Source organism: Billgrantia montanilacus (assembly GCF_003336675.1).
Classification (GTDB): domain Bacteria; phylum Pseudomonadota; class Gammaproteobacteria; order Pseudomonadales; family Halomonadaceae; genus Halomonas; species Halomonas montanilacus.
Genome location: NZ_QPII01000009.1, coordinates 130,827 through 147,458, shown reverse-complemented (window position 1 = coordinate 147,458; position 16,632 = coordinate 130,827). Strand labels below are relative to the sequence as shown.

At 64.4% G+C, this 16,632-nt stretch carries 16 protein-coding genes; 7 read left to right on the top strand and 9 right to left on the bottom strand.

The features are described from left to right. The first annotated feature begins 32 nt into the window (after window positions 1-32). The 7 genes from DU505_RS13470 to DU505_RS13440 all read left to right on the top strand — a co-directional run bounded on the left by DU505_RS13470 (window position 33) and on the right by DU505_RS13440 (window position 6,429). On the top strand, window positions 33-1,049 hold the full coding sequence (locus DU505_RS13470; RefSeq protein ID WP_114479508.1) for a TRAP transporter substrate-binding protein: 1,017 nt from the start codon (window positions 33-35) through the stop codon (window positions 1,047-1,049). Between the two features lie 70 nt (window positions 1,050-1,119). Next, window positions 1,120-1,746, top strand: coding sequence for a TRAP transporter small permease (locus DU505_RS13465; RefSeq protein WP_114479507.1), 627 nt, complete (start codon window positions 1,120-1,122; stop codon window positions 1,744-1,746). Beyond that, window positions 1,743-3,050, top strand: a complete 1,308-nt coding sequence (locus tag DU505_RS13460; protein ID WP_114479506.1) for a TRAP transporter large permease — start codon at window positions 1,743-1,745, stop codon at window positions 3,048-3,050. The genes DU505_RS13465 and DU505_RS13460 overlap by 4 nt, the downstream gene beginning before the upstream one ends. A 72-nt stretch (window positions 3,051-3,122) precedes the next feature. Next, the gene (locus DU505_RS13455; RefSeq protein WP_114479505.1) at window positions 3,123-3,791 is read left to right on the top strand and encodes an HAD-IA family hydrolase; all 669 of its coding nucleotides are present in this window, start codon (window positions 3,123-3,125) and stop codon (window positions 3,789-3,791) included. A 157-nt stretch (window positions 3,792-3,948) separates the two neighbouring features. Further along, entirely contained in the window at window positions 3,949-4,302 is a 354-nt protein-coding gene (locus DU505_RS13450; protein WP_245947940.1) for a hypothetical protein, read from the top strand. Between the two features lie 92 nt (window positions 4,303-4,394). Then, on the top strand, window positions 4,395-4,979 hold the full coding sequence (locus DU505_RS13445; RefSeq protein ID WP_114479504.1) for a COG4315 family predicted lipoprotein: 585 nt from the start codon (window positions 4,395-4,397) through the stop codon (window positions 4,977-4,979). Window positions 4,980-5,040: 61 nt separating this feature from the next. Beyond that, window positions 5,041-6,429 carry an SLC13 family permease gene (locus tag DU505_RS13440; RefSeq protein ID WP_114479503.1) on the top strand — a complete coding sequence of 463 codons (1,389 nt, stop codon included), beginning with the start codon at window positions 5,041-5,043 and terminating at the stop codon, window positions 6,427-6,429. Window positions 6,430-6,581: 152 nt separating this feature from the next. Here DU505_RS13440 and DU505_RS13435 read toward each other — a convergent pair whose 3' ends face one another. The 9 genes from DU505_RS13435 to uxaC all read right to left on the bottom strand — a co-directional run bounded on the left by DU505_RS13435 (window position 6,582) and on the right by uxaC (window position 16,611). After that, window positions 6,582-6,974: a hypothetical protein gene (locus DU505_RS13435; protein ID WP_114479502.1), complete on the bottom strand. Its 393-nt coding sequence runs from the start codon at window positions 6,972-6,974 to the stop codon at window positions 6,582-6,584. A gap of 299 nt (window positions 6,975-7,273) precedes the next feature. Further along, a complete protein-coding gene (gene uxuA / locus DU505_RS13430; protein WP_114479501.1) occupies window positions 7,274-8,452 on the bottom strand; it encodes a mannonate dehydratase in 1,179 nt (392 codons plus the stop codon). Between the two features lie 15 nt (window positions 8,453-8,467). Further along, window positions 8,468-9,940: a mannitol dehydrogenase family protein gene (locus DU505_RS13425; protein ID WP_114479500.1), complete on the bottom strand. Its 1,473-nt coding sequence runs from the start codon at window positions 9,938-9,940 to the stop codon at window positions 8,468-8,470. Between the two features lie 16 nt (window positions 9,941-9,956). Then, window positions 9,957-11,237, bottom strand: a complete 1,281-nt coding sequence (locus tag DU505_RS13420; RefSeq protein WP_114479499.1) for a TRAP transporter large permease — start codon at window positions 11,235-11,237, stop codon at window positions 9,957-9,959. Further along, window positions 11,238-11,831: a TRAP transporter small permease gene (locus DU505_RS13415; RefSeq protein WP_114479498.1), complete on the bottom strand. Its 594-nt coding sequence runs from the start codon at window positions 11,829-11,831 to the stop codon at window positions 11,238-11,240. 47 nt (window positions 11,832-11,878) lie between these two features. Continuing rightward, a complete protein-coding gene (locus tag DU505_RS13410) occupies window positions 11,879-12,847 on the bottom strand; it encodes a TRAP transporter substrate-binding protein (RefSeq protein ID WP_114479497.1) in 969 nt (322 codons plus the stop codon). Window positions 12,848-12,917: 70 nt separating this feature from the next. After that, entirely contained in the window at window positions 12,918-13,940 is a 1,023-nt protein-coding gene (locus DU505_RS13405; RefSeq protein ID WP_114479496.1) for a Zn-dependent oxidoreductase, read from the bottom strand. Between the two features lie 10 nt (window positions 13,941-13,950). Further along, window positions 13,951-15,162, bottom strand: a complete 1,212-nt coding sequence (gene manD / locus DU505_RS13400) for a D-mannonate dehydratase ManD (protein WP_114479495.1) — start codon at window positions 15,160-15,162, stop codon at window positions 13,951-13,953. Between the two features lie 27 nt (window positions 15,163-15,189). Further along, entirely contained in the window at window positions 15,190-16,611 is a 1,422-nt protein-coding gene (gene uxaC, locus DU505_RS13395; RefSeq protein WP_114479494.1) for a glucuronate isomerase, read from the bottom strand. Between the last annotated feature and the right edge of the window lie 21 nt (window positions 16,612-16,632).

Here is a 16,632-nt window from a genome sequence, read left to right as displayed (position 1 = left end):
CACGCAGGGTGCCAACAACAATAGGTGTTCCTATGACTCATGAATGGATCGATCCAACCCGCAACACCCTTCGCCCCTTGGCTCGTCATCTGATGGTCGGCGCGCTCCTGTCGGCCTCCCTGGGACTCGCAGGCGCCGCTCAGGCGATGGAACTGCGCTTCGGCCATGGCGGGACCGAGGATACCGCCTACCACCTGGGTGCCGAACGCTTCAAGGAACTGCTGGCCGAGAAGAGCGACGGCAACATCGACGTCACCATCCTCGGCAACAGCGTGCTGGGCCACGAGACCGAGATGTTCGAGCAGCAGATGGCCGGGGCCCTGGATATCTCGATCATCAATCCCGGTCTGATCACCGACTTCTCGCCCTCCGCCAATGTGTTCTCGATCCCCTTCCTGTATCGCGACGAGGATCACTGGCAGACGGTACTCGACGGTGAGGTCGGCCGCACCATCGCCGACCAGATCACCGCCGAGACCGACGTCCGGGTACTGGCCTTCTATGGTGGCGGCAAGCGTCAGATCGTCAGCAGCCAGCCATTGGAGAGCCTCGATGACCTGGCCGGACTGCAGATTCGCACCAACCCCACCCGGCCATTGATCACTGCCTGGGAGGCCTTGGGGGCCGACCCTACGGTAATGGAGTGGAGCGAGATCTATACCGGCCTGCAGTTGGGTGCCATCGATGGGCTGCTCAACGAAGCCGAGTGGATCCATCGCATGCGTTTTCACGAGGTCGCGCCGCATATCGGGCTCTCCGAACACGATATCACCGTGCGCCTGCTGACACTCTCCCAGGCCACCTGGGATCGCATGGATGATACCCAACGCGAGCAGGTCATGGCGGCAGCAGCCGAGTCCGCCGACTATGCCCGGGAGGTGCAGTTGGAGCAGGATGCCGAGGCACTAGACCTGCTGGTCGAGGAAGGCGCCACGCTGCATGACATGGATCGACAGACCATGATGGAGATGGTCGCCGGGCCGCTGGAAAGTGTCATCGCCGAGATGGGCCTGACCGAACTCCACCAGATGATCGTCAACGCCGAATGATCTCACCGGCCCCCGGCTGGCCGGGGGCCGTCAGTGCAGGATTCCCTGCCTCCCCTCATAGGGTCACGCCATGTCTCGACTGCTCACTGGGCTGGCAAGCCTCAATAGAGCGCTGGAGCGACTGCTGCATGTGGTGCTGCTGGCGCTGGTATTCAGCTTCATCCTGTTGATCATCTACCAAGTGGTCAGCCGTAACCTGCCGTTCATGCCCCGCCTATACTGGACGGAGGAATTCAGCCGCTTCACTTTTCAGTGGATGGTCATGCTGGGCGCTGCCGTCGGGGTGCTGCACGCCGATCACTTCGTGCTCGAGGCCTTTCCACGCGGCTCGCGCGCCGACCTGGCGACTAGGGTGATCCGCGACCTCGCCTGCCTGACCATTGGCCTGATCTTCATCATCTATGGCAAGGACTTTGCCCAGTCCGGCCTGCGTCGCAGCGCCACCGCCTCCGGCCTATCCATGGTCTATGTCTACTCCACCTTCATGGTCAGCGGCGTGTTTATCCTGCTGTTCAGCATTCAGCGCTTGCTGCACACCGTGCTGCACGGTATGCAAGATATGGAGAAGGCCCTCAACACCCCCAATGAAATCGACACGCTCGATGTTATTCAACCCGACCAGACGCCGCTAGAAGGCCTGGACAGGCCCCTGGACCCTAATCACTCCTCCAACGATGACAGGGGCCCCCGGCCATGATGCCAACTGACTGGATGTTTCTGCTCCCTTGGCTGCTGTTCGGCGTGCTCGGGATACTCATCGTGGCAGGCGTTCCCATAGCCATGGCACTGATTCTCACCGCCTTCAGCATGATCCTGCTCGACCCAAGGCTGACGGCCTGGGTGATGTTCCAGCGTATGTACAACGGCATGGACTCCTTCGTGCTGCTCGCCGTGCCACTCTTCCTGCTGGCCGGAAACCTGATGAATGCTGCCCGCATCACCGACCGGCTGATCACCCTGTGCATGCTGATGGTGGGGCACCTCAAGGGCGCCCTGGCCCACGTCAATGTGCTGGTCAGCATGCTGTTCGCCGGTGTCTCCGGTTCGTCCACCGCCGACAGTGCCGGGGTCGGCACGGTGCTGATTCCGGCCATGAAGCGAGAGGGCTACCCGACGAGCTTCGCCGTGGCGGTCACCGCGGCTTCCTCGGTGATGGGGATCATCATTCCACCATCGATCAACATGATCGTATGGGGCGCCCTGACCAACACCTCCATTGCCGGCCTGTTCCTCGGTGGCATACTTCCCGGGGTCATGATCGGCGTGGCGATGCTGGGCCTCAATATGCTCTTCGTCCGCCGCTATAACGTGCCGGTGCGACAGCGCGCCACTCTCAAGGAGCTGGCGCATTCAGGCAAGGACGGCCTGATGGCGGCGGGCATCCCGGTGGTCATCATCGGTGGCATTACCCTGGGCATCGTCACACCCACCGAAGCGGCGATGATTGCGGTGCTCTACGCCCTGGCGCTGGGCTTCATCGTCTATCGCGAACTGCGGTTTCACGACGTGCTGGAGGCCTCCACAGCCACCGTTCGGCTCTGCTCGCTGTCGCTGTTCAGCCTGGTGGGTGCGGCTATCTTCGGCTACCTGATCAGCTTCTACCAGATTCCCCCCAAGCTGATGGCCGGGGTCAACATCACTGATCCCATCGTGCTGCTGCTGATCATGACCGTGGTGATGCTGGTCATCGGCACTTTCATGGATTCGCTACCCGCCATGGCGATTATGGCACCCATCTTCCAGCCATTGGCCATGCAGGCCGGCATTCACCCGGTTCACTTCGGGGTCATCGGCGTCATGGCCCTGGGACTGGGACTGATCACGCCACCCTATGGACTCTGCCTGATGATTTCAGCCAAGATCGGCGGTATCCCCCTGCTCAAGGCCCTGGGTACCACCCTGCTCTACCTGATGATCATGCTCGGGGTGATCCTGCTGCTGATTGTCTATCCCCAACTGATCCTGGCCATTCCGCGCTTTCTGGTACCGGACTTCGTCTGAGCCGGGCGTCCCCCTGATACCGGCCCTGCCAAGCTGGTCCGGCATGTCTTCCACTCCGACAATGAGGTTCCCATGCCCCCTGTGCTCTGCTTGCTCTTCGACTCTGACGGTACTCTGGTGGACAGCGAAATCCTGCTTGCCGAGGTTATGGGCGAGATCCTGCCATCCTTTGGCCTGCCCTTCTCCGCCAGACAGTATATGGAGGAATTTCGCGGCGTCCGCTTTCAAACCATCATCGAGGCCCTGGAGAGCCGCCACGGGGCCTTGGTCGACGGGCGTTTCCCGGTGATGGAGAACGCGATGCGCGGCCGGATGGAAACCCGCATGCGCGCCGAACTTTTGCCTATCGACGGTATGCCCGACGCACTGGCTGCCCTTGCCGGCCATCCCAAGGCCGTTGTGTCCAACGGCCCGGCGCAGAAAATTCTCTGTGCCATGCAAAGTAGCGGGCTGGCTCATCATTTCGGCAACAATCTTTACAGTGCCTATGCATTGGGCGTCTGGAAGCCAGATCCGGGGCTCTATTTAAAGGCAGCCGAAGGCATGGGTTACCCGGCCCAGCGCTGCGTGGCGATAGACGACGCCGCGGTGGGCGTAGCCGCCGGTCTGGCTGCCGGCATGCAGGTGATCCATCTCAATCGTTTCCCTGAAGAGGAAATGACGCCGGAGGGGGCTATTGCGATTACTCACCCCGGCGAACTACCCGGCGCCATTGCCGCACTCGCCCGTGGGGCGGCCTGAACCCGGACCTCCACGTGCCAGCGCGCGCCGGGCGAAAGCTCGCAGGACGGGAAAGCCGAAGGTAACATGAGTTATTGCAGTGCAGCATGACGGGGCCCACACTTGGGGTACCAGCGGCACTCGGCCGCGCCCGATTCCCTGACCAGGAGGCTAACCCATGCCAAGCCCGACCCATTACCCTATCTTCCCACAGACCCCCGCTGCGATGATGGATGTCTGGAAACTGGGGGTGATGGCCTTCGAACTCTGGTCGACCTCACTCTCCACCATCGCCATGCGCAATGATCTCTGGCAAACCCAGGCGCCCAACAGCGCCAAAATGATCAAGGAAAACCAGCGAATGGTGAGCGAGAAGCTGGAAGCCAGCCTGGAAACCGGCGTCGAGATACAGAAAGCCATGCTGGGCATGGCGTTCGGCCAGCCTACCCCCTGGTGGGTCACGAGCCGTCGCACCCTGACCCCCTATCATCGCCGCAGCAGCGCCAACTCTCGCCGCCTTTCCAGAGGCTGAAGGCCAGCGGGCGCCGTCTTTGAAAGGGCTTGCCACACCCTGACGGGCCTTCCTAGAGTGAAGAGAACACTCGCTATCCAAGGAAGGTCACCATGACAGCAAGCGTAACGACAACCTGGCTGAAGGGCGCCGCTCTGGTCGCCCTGGCCGGCACCCTTCCACTCCCGACCATAGCGGCATCTCCCTTGCCGGGTGGCGACGACGAGGCCCGTGTGGAAGGCATGAGTCCGGAGGAGTCCGAGCGGCAGTTGGAGCCCCGACCCGACCCGACGCCACAAGCCCGTGTGGAAAGCCGCGAGCAGTCTCCTTTCGGACACTATCTCACCAACCGGGAGGGCATGACCCTCTACATGTTCGAGCAGGACCAGCAAGGCGGTGGGTACAGCACCTGCTACGAAAGCTGCGCCATTGCCTGGCCGCCCTACACCACGGAAGCCTCACCCGTAGCCGGCGAGAACATTGATGAGGGCAAGCTGGCGACCTTCGAACGTGACGATGGCACGCACCAGGTCACCTACGCTGGCTGGCCACTCTACTATTTCGCTCGTGATGTCTATCCCGGCGATGCCTTGGGCCAAGGCCTCGTCCATATGGGCGGCCCCTGGTATCTGCTGTCACCGGACGGCGAAATCATCGAGGAGGGGGAGCCACAGCAGGCCCCACCGGTCGAGCCATAGGGATCACCGCAGGTACTTCGCCTGCTAAACTCTGCGGCTATCCCTCTCGCCCGGAGCCGTCATGCCTGCCGCAGCCGCCAAGTCGTTGCCCACGCCTCGCCACTGGATATCTCTCGTTGCCGTCGTGGGGGTCACGCTTTTCCTGCTGGCAATGCCCACGGCACCGGTGATGGTTCGGGCGGGGGCGGTAATCGGGCTCTGTATCGGGCTCTGGGCGACCGGCTGGCTGCCGCAGTGGCTGACCGCACTGGTCTTCTTCACGCTCTGCACCCTTGCCGACGTGGCACCGGCGGAGACGGTATTCGCCGGCTTCGGCTCGGCGGCAACCTGGCTGGTCTTCGCCGGCCTGATCATCGGCGCGGCGATCCAGTTCACAGGGCTCGGCACCACGCTGGCCCAGGGGGTCGGCCCCTGGCTCGCCGGCTCCTACCGCAAGGCGCTCATCGGTGTCATCCTGCTGGGGCTGGTGATGGCGTTCTTCATGCCCTCGGGCATGGGCCGGATTCTGCTGATGGTCCCCATCCTTACCACACTGGCCGATCACCTCGGCTATGCCCAGGGGGAGCGGGCCCGGACCGGGCTGATACTCGGCGGCATCATGGGTACCTTCCTGCCTACCTACGCCATCCTTCCCGCCAATGTGCCCAACAACGTCTTGATGGGGGCCGCGGAAGCGGTGCTGGGCACGCCGCCCACCTACAGCGACTACCTGCTGCTGCACTTTCCGGTGCTGGGCGTGCTCAAGACACTGCTGCTGATCGGGGTCATGCTGTGGCTCTTCCCGGGTAAGGCACCGACACAGGCCCCTGAATCGACGCCATCCTTGCGTCTCGCTGCACCCGAACGCTGGCTGGCAGCGCTCTTGTCGGTGGCGGTGCTGCTATGGATGACCGACGCCTGGCACGGGATCTCGCCCGCCTGGGTCGGCATGGGAGTGGCACTGGTCTGCCTCTTTCCCGGTAGCCGGCTGATGGGTGAGAAGCCGCTGCAGTCGATCAGCTTCGACTCCTTCATCTATGTGGCGGGTATCGTCAGCCTCGGCGCACTGGCCTACCAGAGTGGTTTGGGCACCCTGGTGGCAGGCGGCCTGCTATCGGCACTTCCCCTGCGCGAGGCCAGCGATGCTACCGCCTTTGGCATGCTCTCCGCGCTCGCCATGCTGCTGGGCACCCTGGTCACCCTGCCGGGTATTCCCGCCATCCTGACTCCCATGGCGCCAGGGCTCGCCGAGATGACCGGCTGGTCGCCGGAGGCGGTCTACATGACCCAGGTGGTGGGGTTCTCCACGGTACTGCTGCCGTATCAGGCGCCACCGCTGATCGTCGGCATCCTGGCGGCACGCATTTCGCTCAGGGAAACCGCAAGGCTCTGCCTGGTCACTGCCCTGCTCAGCGTGGTGTTGCTGTGGCCGCTGGATTACCTATGGTGGCAGTGGCTGGGGTGGCTATAGCACCTGAATGTGGCCTGGTGTGTCTGACACACACAGAACCGCCCCCGGCATAACCGGGGGCGGGTGAGGCGGATGATGCTATCGCATCAACCTTGAGGAGACGTCACCGCCCTTCCCTGGGCAGCGACCGCCGTCCCTGGCAGTATCAGGCCTTACCAATCCTGATCGTCTTCCTCGTCCTCTTCCCACTCTTCCTCTTCGTTCTCTTCTTCCCACTCGTCAGTGGTTTCGTCTTCCCACTCGTCATCCGAGCCGAAATCCGCATCGGCGCCAGCGCCTGCTCCAGCTTCAGCACCGGTCTCACCAGCGCCGAAATCGGTATCCGCGCCTGCACCTGCTTCAGCACCGGTCTCGCCAGCACCGTAACCGGTATCGGCACCTGCACCCATTTCGGCGTCAGCGCCTGCTTCGGGAGCGGTCTGCTCCGGCACGGTACCTTGCGCGTCCTCTTCATCGTTGAATTCGGCAAGCACCAGTGGGCTGGCGGTCAGGCCAAAAGTAATACCGACAATGCCGAGTTTCTTGAGAAATTCCTTGGACATCATGTTCGTCCCTCCAATGGGTCAGAGCTTGTGTTTCCATTTCAAGCCGTTTGGCTTCGCTCGTCGTACCGGAATCCGCTTACCATTCTCTCTAGTAGCAGGACTTACCGGCTTGTCTTGCTCACCCTGACTGCTGCAGGGAGCGGGCCAACCCATGCCAATTTGTCAAATATTTCTTTTTTTTCAGAATGTTGGTAACAAATGACCTCTCTCCCTTCTGCGCCAGAAAGCCTAAGAGAAGTGGAGCGTTCTGGCACATGGGACGGGAAGGCGCAGTTGCTGACCCGACGTCGCCCGGGCTGTCAGTCGGTCAGGCGACGTACCGCCTGTTCCACGCCACGCAGTTCGGCCAGGCCACGCAGCCGACCGTAGAGGGGGTAGCCCGGGGCGGTGGCACGCTGCTGGTCATCGAGAAGTTGGTGGCCATGGTCAGGGCGCATCGGCAGGCGGGCTCCGCCCTGGCGCTCGCGGCGACGCTCCTCCTCCACCAGGGCCTGGATCACGGCCACCATGTCCACATCGCCATCCAGGTGGGGGGCCTCGAAGAAAGAGCGCGGATCCGACGCCTCGCGGCGAGTCGAGCGCAGATGCACGAAATGGATCTGCGGCCCGAAGCGCCTCGCCATGTCGGCCAGGTCATTGTCCGCCCGTACCCCGTAGGAGCCGGTACACAGCGTCAGGCCGTTGGCCGGGCTGGGCACGGCATCGAGGAGCCACTGGGCATCATCCGGTGTGGAGACGACTCGCGGCAGCCCGAGCATGGGACGCGGCGGATCGTCGGGATGGATCGCCATGCGGATGCCGACCTCCTCGGCCACCGGGATCACCGCACGCAGGAAATACGCCAGATGCTCACGCAGCCGGTCGGCATCGATCCCGGCGTAGGCCGTCAGCACCTCACGGAACTGGGCCAGCGTGTAACCCTCCTCGGCGCCGGGCAGGCCGGCGATCAGGGTATCGACCAGCGTGTCGCGGTCGGCCTGACCAAGGGTTTCGAGATAGTCCCGGGCCTCGCGCTGCTCTATGTCGCTGTAGTCGTTCTCGGCACCGGGGCGCGCCAGCAGATAGAGATCGAAGGCGGCGAAGGCGACCTGATCGAAGCGTAGCGCCAGGGCCCCATCGGGCAGGCGATAGCGTAAGTCCGTGCGAGTCCAGTCGAGCACCGGCATGAAGTTGTAGCAGACGGTATCGATGCCGCCCGACGCCAGGTTGCGAAGGGTCTGGCAGTAGTTGGCGATCAGCTCATCGCGCTCGGCAGTGCCCTGCTTGATCGCCTCGTGCACCGGCACGCTCTCCACCACCGACCAGGAGAGGCCGGCGGACTGGATCATCGCCTTGCGCTCGTCGATCGCCGCAGGAGACCACACCTCGCCATTGGGTATCTCGTGCAGCGCGGTGACGATGCCGGTGGCACCGGTCTGGCGAACCTCGTCGAGGCGAATGGGGTCCTTCGGGCCGAACCAGCGCCAGGTATGCTCCATGAAAAACTCCTTGTGTCAGTCTCGCACCAGGGCGGAAAGCGCCCCGGCAAGCCCCTCTCGTGTCAGTGTCCGATAGGCATCGACCACCGCTGTGACAAAGGACGGCTGTCGGGCCAACGCAGGTGGTATCACGTCGTCCATAGCCAGGAAGGCATCGACCAGCGCCTCGGCATCGTCGGCGTGCCGGGCATGCAGGTCGGTAAAGCGCGCGGCCAGCGGATCGTCGACCGGGTATTGGGTCCCCTGCAGGTCTTGGCCTGCGGTGTAGCGGACCCAGGCGGCCACACCCAGCGTCGTACAGGGCACCGCCTCGCCGACCTCAAGCCGTGCCAGGGCACCCTGAAACCAGCGCTGGGGCAGCTTCTGGCTACCGTCCATGGCGATCTGTTGCAGGCGGTGGCGCAGGCTATCGTTGGCGAAGCGCGCCAGCAGCGAGTCGCCGTAGGCGACCAGGTCGGTATCCGCGGGCATCGCCAGGGTGGGAGCGGCCTCCTCGAGCATATAGCGGCGCAGGAGGGCGCGAAGATCGCCACGGCTGATCCCGTCGTACACCGTCTCGATGCCCGCCAGGGCACCCAGGTAGGCCAGCAGCGAGTGGCTGCCATTGAGCATGCGCAGCTTCATGGTCTCGAACGGCGCGACATCCTCGACGACCTCCACCCCGTCAGCCTCCCAGGCGGGGCGCCCCAGGGGGAAGTGATCCTCCACCACCCACTGGCTGAACGCCTCCCCCACCACCGCGTTGGGATCCTTGACGCCCAGCTCAGCCAGGCGTGCGTGATCGTCTGCGGTCATGGCGGGCACGATGCGGTCGACCATGCTGCAGGGGAAAGCCACCTCGCGCTCGATCCAGGCGGCCAGTTCGGCATCTCGCCGTGCAGCGAGCTGGGCCACGGCATTGCGGGTGCGCCGGCCGTTGTCCGGCATATTGTCGCAACTCAGCACCGTAAAGGGGGCCAGGCCTGACGCCCGGCGACGTGCCAGCGCCTCGACCAGCATCCCTGGCGCGGTGCGTGGCGCCGTGGGTTGGGCAATATCGGCAGCGATCATGGGGTCGTCGGCGAGCAGCTCACCGCTGGCCGGATTGAGGAAGTAGCCTTTCTCGGTAACGGTCAGAGTGACGATACGAGTCTCGGGCGCGGCCATCCTGGCCAGCAGCGGCGCCAGGTCGCGTCCCCATTGGCCGTCTGCGCCTCGCCCCGAGAACAGCGCCTCCTCGATGACCCCGATTTCGCGCAGAGCGACGGTCTGGCTATCGGCGTACTCGGCGACATGGTAGCGATGGCCGGCGGCTGCCAGGCCGTCCACCAGGCCGACATTGCCGCGCAGGTTTGCGCTGCACACACCCCAGGTGTCATCGCCTCTGCGCTGGCGGTAGCGCTCCAGATAGACCGCCTGGTGGGCACGGTGGAAGGCGCCCAGGCCGAGATGGACGATGGCGATGGCGCCGTGCCGTGGCGCCGCCGGGAAACGGGTGATGGACATCATCTCTCCTTGTTGTGGATCATTCGCCCATGATCAGGGTCGGCAGCCACAGCGATACCGCCGGCACATAGGAGACCAGCAGCAGCACGGCGATATTGCAGATCAGGAACGGCACGATGGCCCGGGCCACGGTCAGCATCGGCAGCTTGCCGATGCCGGCGACGACGAACAGGCAGACGCCCACCGGCGGCGTGGTCAGGCCGATCATCAGGTTGAGCACGGCCATGACGGCGAAGTGCACCGGGTCCAGACCGACGCCGGTGGCGACACCGAGCAGCGCGGGGAACAGGATGATCAGCGCGGCGATAGTCTCCATGAAGGCGCCGACGAACAGCAGGATCAGGTTGAGAATCAGGATCACGATCAGCGGGTTCTCGCTGATCGACAGGATCAGGGCGGCGATCATCTGTGGCACCTGCTCGCTGGTCAGTATCCAGCCGAACAGGTTGGCCAGCCCCACCAGCAGCAGCAGCGCCGAGGAGGTGAGCACCGTATCGCTGAGGATACCCGGCAGCTTGCGCCAGGACAGCCCCTTGTAGACGTACATGCCCACCACCAGCGCATAGAGGCTGGCGACGATCGACGCCTCGGTGGGGGTGAAGAAGCCACCGATGATCCCGTAGAGGATGATCACCGTCATCAGCAACGCCCAGAAGGCGGTGCGCCCCTCGCGCAGCAGCTCCATGAAGGTGGCCCGCTCGCCCTTGGGATAGCCACGCCGCACGGCAAGAATATAGACCGTGATCATCATCGCCAGGCCCAGCAGCAGGCCGGGGATGGCCCCGGCCAGGAACATCCGCCCCACCGAGACGCCGGAGAGCGAACCGGCAATGATCATCGGTACGCTGGGCGGAATGATCGGCCCCACCGTGGAGGACGCGGCCGTGACCGCGGCGGCGAAGGGCTTGTCGTAGCCTGAGCGCGCCATGCCGGGAATCATCACCGCACCGATACTCGCCGAGTCGGCCACGGCGGTACCGGAGATGCCGCCGAAGATCATCGAGCCACCCACGTTCGCCAGGCCCAGGCCGCCGCGGATATGGCCCAGCAGGGCATTGGAGAAGCGGATGATATGTTCGGTGATGTTGCCGACATTCATCAGGTTGCCGGCCAGCACGAAGCCGGGAATGCACAGCAGCACGAAGGTATCGATGCCGGCGTACATGCGCTGCGGCACGATGGTCAGCGAAATGCCTTCCAGCAGCAGATAGACCAGCGATGCGATACCCAGGGCGAAGGCGATCGGAAGGCCCACCACCAGCAGCACCAGAAAGGTGACGAACAGCAGGATGACTTCCATTCAGCGTGCCTCTGCATCGTGGTCGGCGGGCTGGCGCAGCATGGCGATCAGGCCCTCGAGAAAACCGATGGCGCTGTAGACCAGCAGCAGCAGGAACAACACCACGGTGGAAAAGAAGATGTAGAGCATGGGTACCTTGAGCGTGGGCGATGTCTGCCAGGCACCGTTCTCGGCGTACTGCCAGGCATAGGGCAGCACGATCCAGGCAAAGCCGCCGATCAGCAGACACACCAGGGCCTGGTAGCCTGCCCGGGCACGGGGTCCAAGGCAGTGATGAAACAGTTCGACGTTGACGTTGCGGTGACGGCGCAGCACCACGCCCGCCGAGAGCGCCACCATGTAGACGAACAGATAGCGTGACAGCTCCTCGGTCCAGGCCATCGGGAACGGCAGGAACAGGCGGCCGGAGATCTGCAGCAGCACGGTGCCGGCGATGGCCACCAGGGCCACCACCGCCAAGCCGGTGAATAGCGCATCGATCCAGCCGATCAGGCGCCCCACCGGCCCCTGGAAGGTGGGCACCACCGAGAGGGTGTCGAGGCTATCGAGGGCCTCCCGCTCGAGGGCCTTGTGTTCGTGTTCGGGTGTCGTCATTGGCGTGCCCCTCACGGAGCGGGCACCGCAGTGCCCGCCCCCATGGCTCACAGGTCCTGGATGGCGTCGAACAGCGCACGCTGTTCATCGTCCAGGGACTCCAGCACCGCCGGCCGCGCCTTCTCGGCGAAGGCCTCGATATCGACCTCGACGAACTCCATGCCGCGGTCGGTCAGGGCCTGCTCGAGACGCTGCTGGTCCTCGTCGAACAGCTCGGCCTGGTAGTCCTGCATCACAGCGGCGGCATCGAACACCACCTGCTGCAGGTCGTCGGGCATGCTCTCCAGGGTATTGCGACCGATCACCACATAGATCCAGCTGCGCACATGGCCGGTGAGGTTCACGTAGTCCTGCACCTCATAGAAGCTGGCGCTCTCGATCAGGCTGAGCGGATTTTCCTGGGCCTGGATGGTGTTCTGCTGCAGGGCGGTGAACACCTCGCTGAAGGCCATCGGCGTCGGCCGCGCGCCCAGCGCTTCCCAGGTATCGACGAACAGCGGCACGTTGGGCACTCGCAGGCGCATGCCATCCAGGTCGTCGGGATGCTCGATGCGTCGATTGGAGGTCAGCTCGCGGGGGCCGCGCTCGAACCAGGCCAGCGGCACCAGGTTGGCCTGCTCGGTGATCTGCGCCTCGATCTCTTCACCGATCTCGCCGCTCACCGCGGCGTGCAAGTGCTCCGAGTCACGGAAGGCATAGGGCACGGCCATCATCGCCGCCTTGGGCGCCCAGTTCTGCAGGCTCTCACCGGTAATGGTCATCTCGGCGGTGCCCAGCTGGATGCTGTTGATCACATCCATTTCGCTGCCGAGCTGCTCGTTGGGATAGATGCGCACCTCGATGCGACCGTCGGAGTTGGCCTCGACTTCCTCCTTGAACTTCTCGGCGGCCTGGTGCCAGATATTCTGCTCATTGGCCAGATGGCCGAAGCGCAGCGTGAAGTCGGCGGACAGGGCGGCCTGGCTGCCTATCAGGGCGGCGCCGATCATGGCACCGGTGATGAGTCGCTTGATCATGACGTGAATCTCCTGCACATGCTGTTGTGAGTTATGGATATGCTGGTGGCATTGGCCATGCCAACGGCCCTCAGGCACCGATGTCGATCAGCACCTTGCGGGCCCTTTCGGGATGATGCTCGAGCATGTCGATGGCCCCGGGCATCTCGTCGAACGGCAGCCGGTGACTGACCAGCGCCGCGCCATCGAGAGCCCCGGATGCGAGCAGCGCTAGCACCTCCGGAAACTTGCGGTTGTTGAGTCGTGACCCGACCAGTGTCAGCTCCTTCTTGATCACCTCCAACTGCACCAGGTCGCTGGGGGTGGGGTTGAAACCAAGCAGGCCGATGCGCCCCGCCGCCGAGGCCAGGCGCAGCATCTGTGGCAGCAGCGCCGGCACGCAGGCGGCATCGGCGATCAGCGGCACGCCCTCGCCGTCGGTGAGGCGCATGACCTCGGCCTCGACGTCGTCGCGGCTGCCATGCAGGGTATGCCGTGCGCCCAGCTCGCGGGCCGTGGCCAGTCGCTCGTCGATCACGTCGGTGACGATCACCTCCTCGATGCCCTTGGCCCGGGCCATCTGAAGCACGGTCAGGCCGATCACCCCGGCGCCGTAGACCAGCAGCCGATCGCCCGGCTGCGGCTGCATGCGATCGAGCACATTGGCGGCGATGCTGTAGGGCTCGACCAGGGCGGCGATATCCAGCCCCAGGTGCGCCGGCAGACGATGCAGGTTGGCCGCCGGCACATTGACACGCTCCTCGAAGCCGCCGTCACGATGCACGCCGATCACCTGCATGGCGGTGCAGACATTGGGTCGCCCGATGCGGCACGGATAGCAGCGCCCGCAGCTGACCACCGGGTCGACGCACACTCGCTCGCCGATGTTGACGTCCTCGACGCCCTCGCCCACCGCCTCGACGACCCCGGCAAACTCATGCCCGGTGATCCGCGGAAAGCGGACGAAGGCGTTATCGCCATGGATGATATGCATGTCCGATCCGCAGATACCGGCGAACGCCACCTTGACCAGCACTTCACCGGGTGCCGCCGTGGGCACCTCGACGTCGGCGATCCGGTAGTCCAGCGGCGCATTGACCTGGAATGCTTTCATGTTCGTCTCCTCACCAGTGCCATAAGGTGCCGTCCTCGAGCCGGTTGACCGGCAGGCTGGCACGCTTGTAGGGGTACTGCTTGGCCAGCGCCTCGTCGATATCGACGCCATGGCCCGGCGTCTCGCCGACCAGGAAGTGGCCGTCCTCGAAGCGGTAGTCGTGGGGAAAGACCGCGTCGGTCTCCGGCGTGTGGGGCATGTGCTCCTGGATGCCGAAATTGGGCACCCAGGTATCGAAATGCACGGCCGCGCCCAGGCACACCGGCGACAGGTCCGTCGGCCCGTGGAAGCCGGTGCGCACGTGATAGAGCCCGGCCAGGTCGGCGATGCGCCGCACGTGGGTGATGCCGCCGCCGTGGGAGAGCGGCGTACGGATGTAGTCGATCCACTGGTTCTCGAGCAGCTCGCGGTAGTCGTGGATCGAGTTGAACACCTCCCCCACCGCCAGCGGCGTGGTGGTGTGCTGGCGAATCAGCCGGAAGCTCTCCTGGTTCTCGGCCGGCACGCAGTCCTCCAGCCAGAACAGGTGGTAGGGCTCCACCGCCTTGCCCAGCCGCGCCGCCTCGATGGGCGTCAGCCGGTGATGGACGTCGTGGAGCAGGTGGATGTCGTCGCCGAAACGCTCGCGCACCGCGGCAAACAGCTTGGGCACGTGGTTGAGGTACTTCTCGGTGCTCCACACATGCTCGGCGGGCAATTCGGCGTCGGCGGGCTCGTAGCGCTCGCCTTCGCGCTTGGCCACGCCGTAGATGGTCGGAATCCCCGGCACCCCGGCCTGAACCCGGACCGCGCGATAGCCCAGGGCAATGTGACGCTCGACCTCGTCCAGGCAGCCCTCGATGTCGCGTCCGGTGCAGTGGGCATAGGTCATCACCCGCTCACGGCTCTTGCCGCCCAACAGCTGATAGAGCGGCATGTCGGCGGCCTTGGCCTTGATGTCCCACAGCGCCAGGTCGACGGCCGAAATCGCCGCCATGGTCACCGGTCCGCGACGCCAGTAGGCACCGCGATAGAGGTAGTGCCAGATATCCTCGATGCGGCTGGCATCGCGGCCGATCAGGGCAGGCAGCACGTGCTCCTCGAGATAGGCGACCACGGCCATTTCACGGCCGTTGAGGGTGGCATCGCCGATCCCGTAGGTGCCCGACTCGGTGACGATCTTGAGGGTGACGAAGTTGCGTCCCGGGGAGCTGACGATGAGATAGGCATCACTGATCTTCATGGCGATTCCGTTGCAAAAGAATAAGGTTCAACGCTCGAAGAGGTAGCGCTGCACGTTGTCGTAGCAGACCGCACGCACCAGCTCGCCGATGCGATCGAGATCGTTCGGCAGCTCGCCCCGCTGGACCTGCGCACCGAGCATCTGGCAGAAGATGCGGCGGAAGTAGTCGTGGCGTGAGAACGACAGCAGGCTGCGCGAATCGGTGAGCATGCCGACGAAGTGGCGAAGCAGGCCGAAGTTCATCTGGGTGACGAGCTGGCGCTCGATGCCGTCGCGCTGGTCGTTGAACCACCAGGCGGCACCGAACTGCACCTTGCCGGGGATGCCGTCACCCTGGAACGAGCCGACCAGGCCCGCCAGCATCTCGTTGTCGCGCGGGTTGAGGTTGTAGACCACGGTGCGCGGCAGCGCCCGGTCGCGGTCGAGCGCATCGAGAATCGCCGCCAGCGGTTCAGCGTAGGTGACATCGCCGATGGCATCGAAGCCGCTGTTGGGACCGATCTCGGCCAGGCCGCGCTGGCTCAGGCTGCGCAGCGCTCCCAGGTGCAGCTGCATCACCCAGCCGCGGCGGGCGTACTCGCGCCCCAGCCACAGCAGCACGGCGGTGGTGAAGCCGCCGCTCTCGTGGGCGGAGAGCGCTTCGCCACCGCGACGACGATCGAGCAGCCGGTCCAGTTCGGCCACGCTCGGCGGCGAAACAAACACCGGCTTTTCCAGACTGTGGTCGGAGAGGCAGCAGCCGTGGGCGGCAAAGTGATCGAGGCGCTGATGCAGCGCTGCAAGTAGGTCGTCAAAGCCACCAATGGCCACGCCACTGGCCGTCTCGAGTTTGTTCAGATAGTCGACGAAGTCGGGCTGCTCGATCTTGAGCACGGCGTCGGCGCGGAAGGTCGGCAGCATGAACGGGCCCGCCCCGCTTTTGGCGTGCCGACCGTGAAGCGCCAGCGAATCGACCGGATCATCGGTAGTGCACACCGTGCGCACATTGAAGCGCTCCAGGATTCCCTGGGCACTCAATGGCGGCGTGGCCAGTCGCTCGCGAGACGTCGTCCAGATCTCCTCGGCCGTCGCCGGCGAGAGCAGCAGGTTTTCGATGCCCAGCGGATGGCGCAGTTCCAGGTGGGTCCAGTGGTAGAGCGGGTTGCCGAGACAGTCCGGGACGGCTTCCGCCCACGCCTGGAAGCGCTCGCGGTCGCTCACGTCGCCAGTGATGCGCCGCTCGTCGATACCCGCGCAGCGCATCGCGCGCCACTTGTAATGGTCGCCCTTGAGCCACAGCTGGGTGAGGTTGTCGAACCGCACGTCATCGGCGATCTCCACCGGGCTCAGGTGCGAGTGGTAGTCGCAGATCGGCATGTCGGCGGCATGCTCGTGGTAAAGCCGGCGCGCCGGCTCGTTTTCAAGCAGGAAGTCCGGCCCCATGAAGTCGAGCCGATCATTAAAGGTCATGACAAACTCCATCGTCGTTGG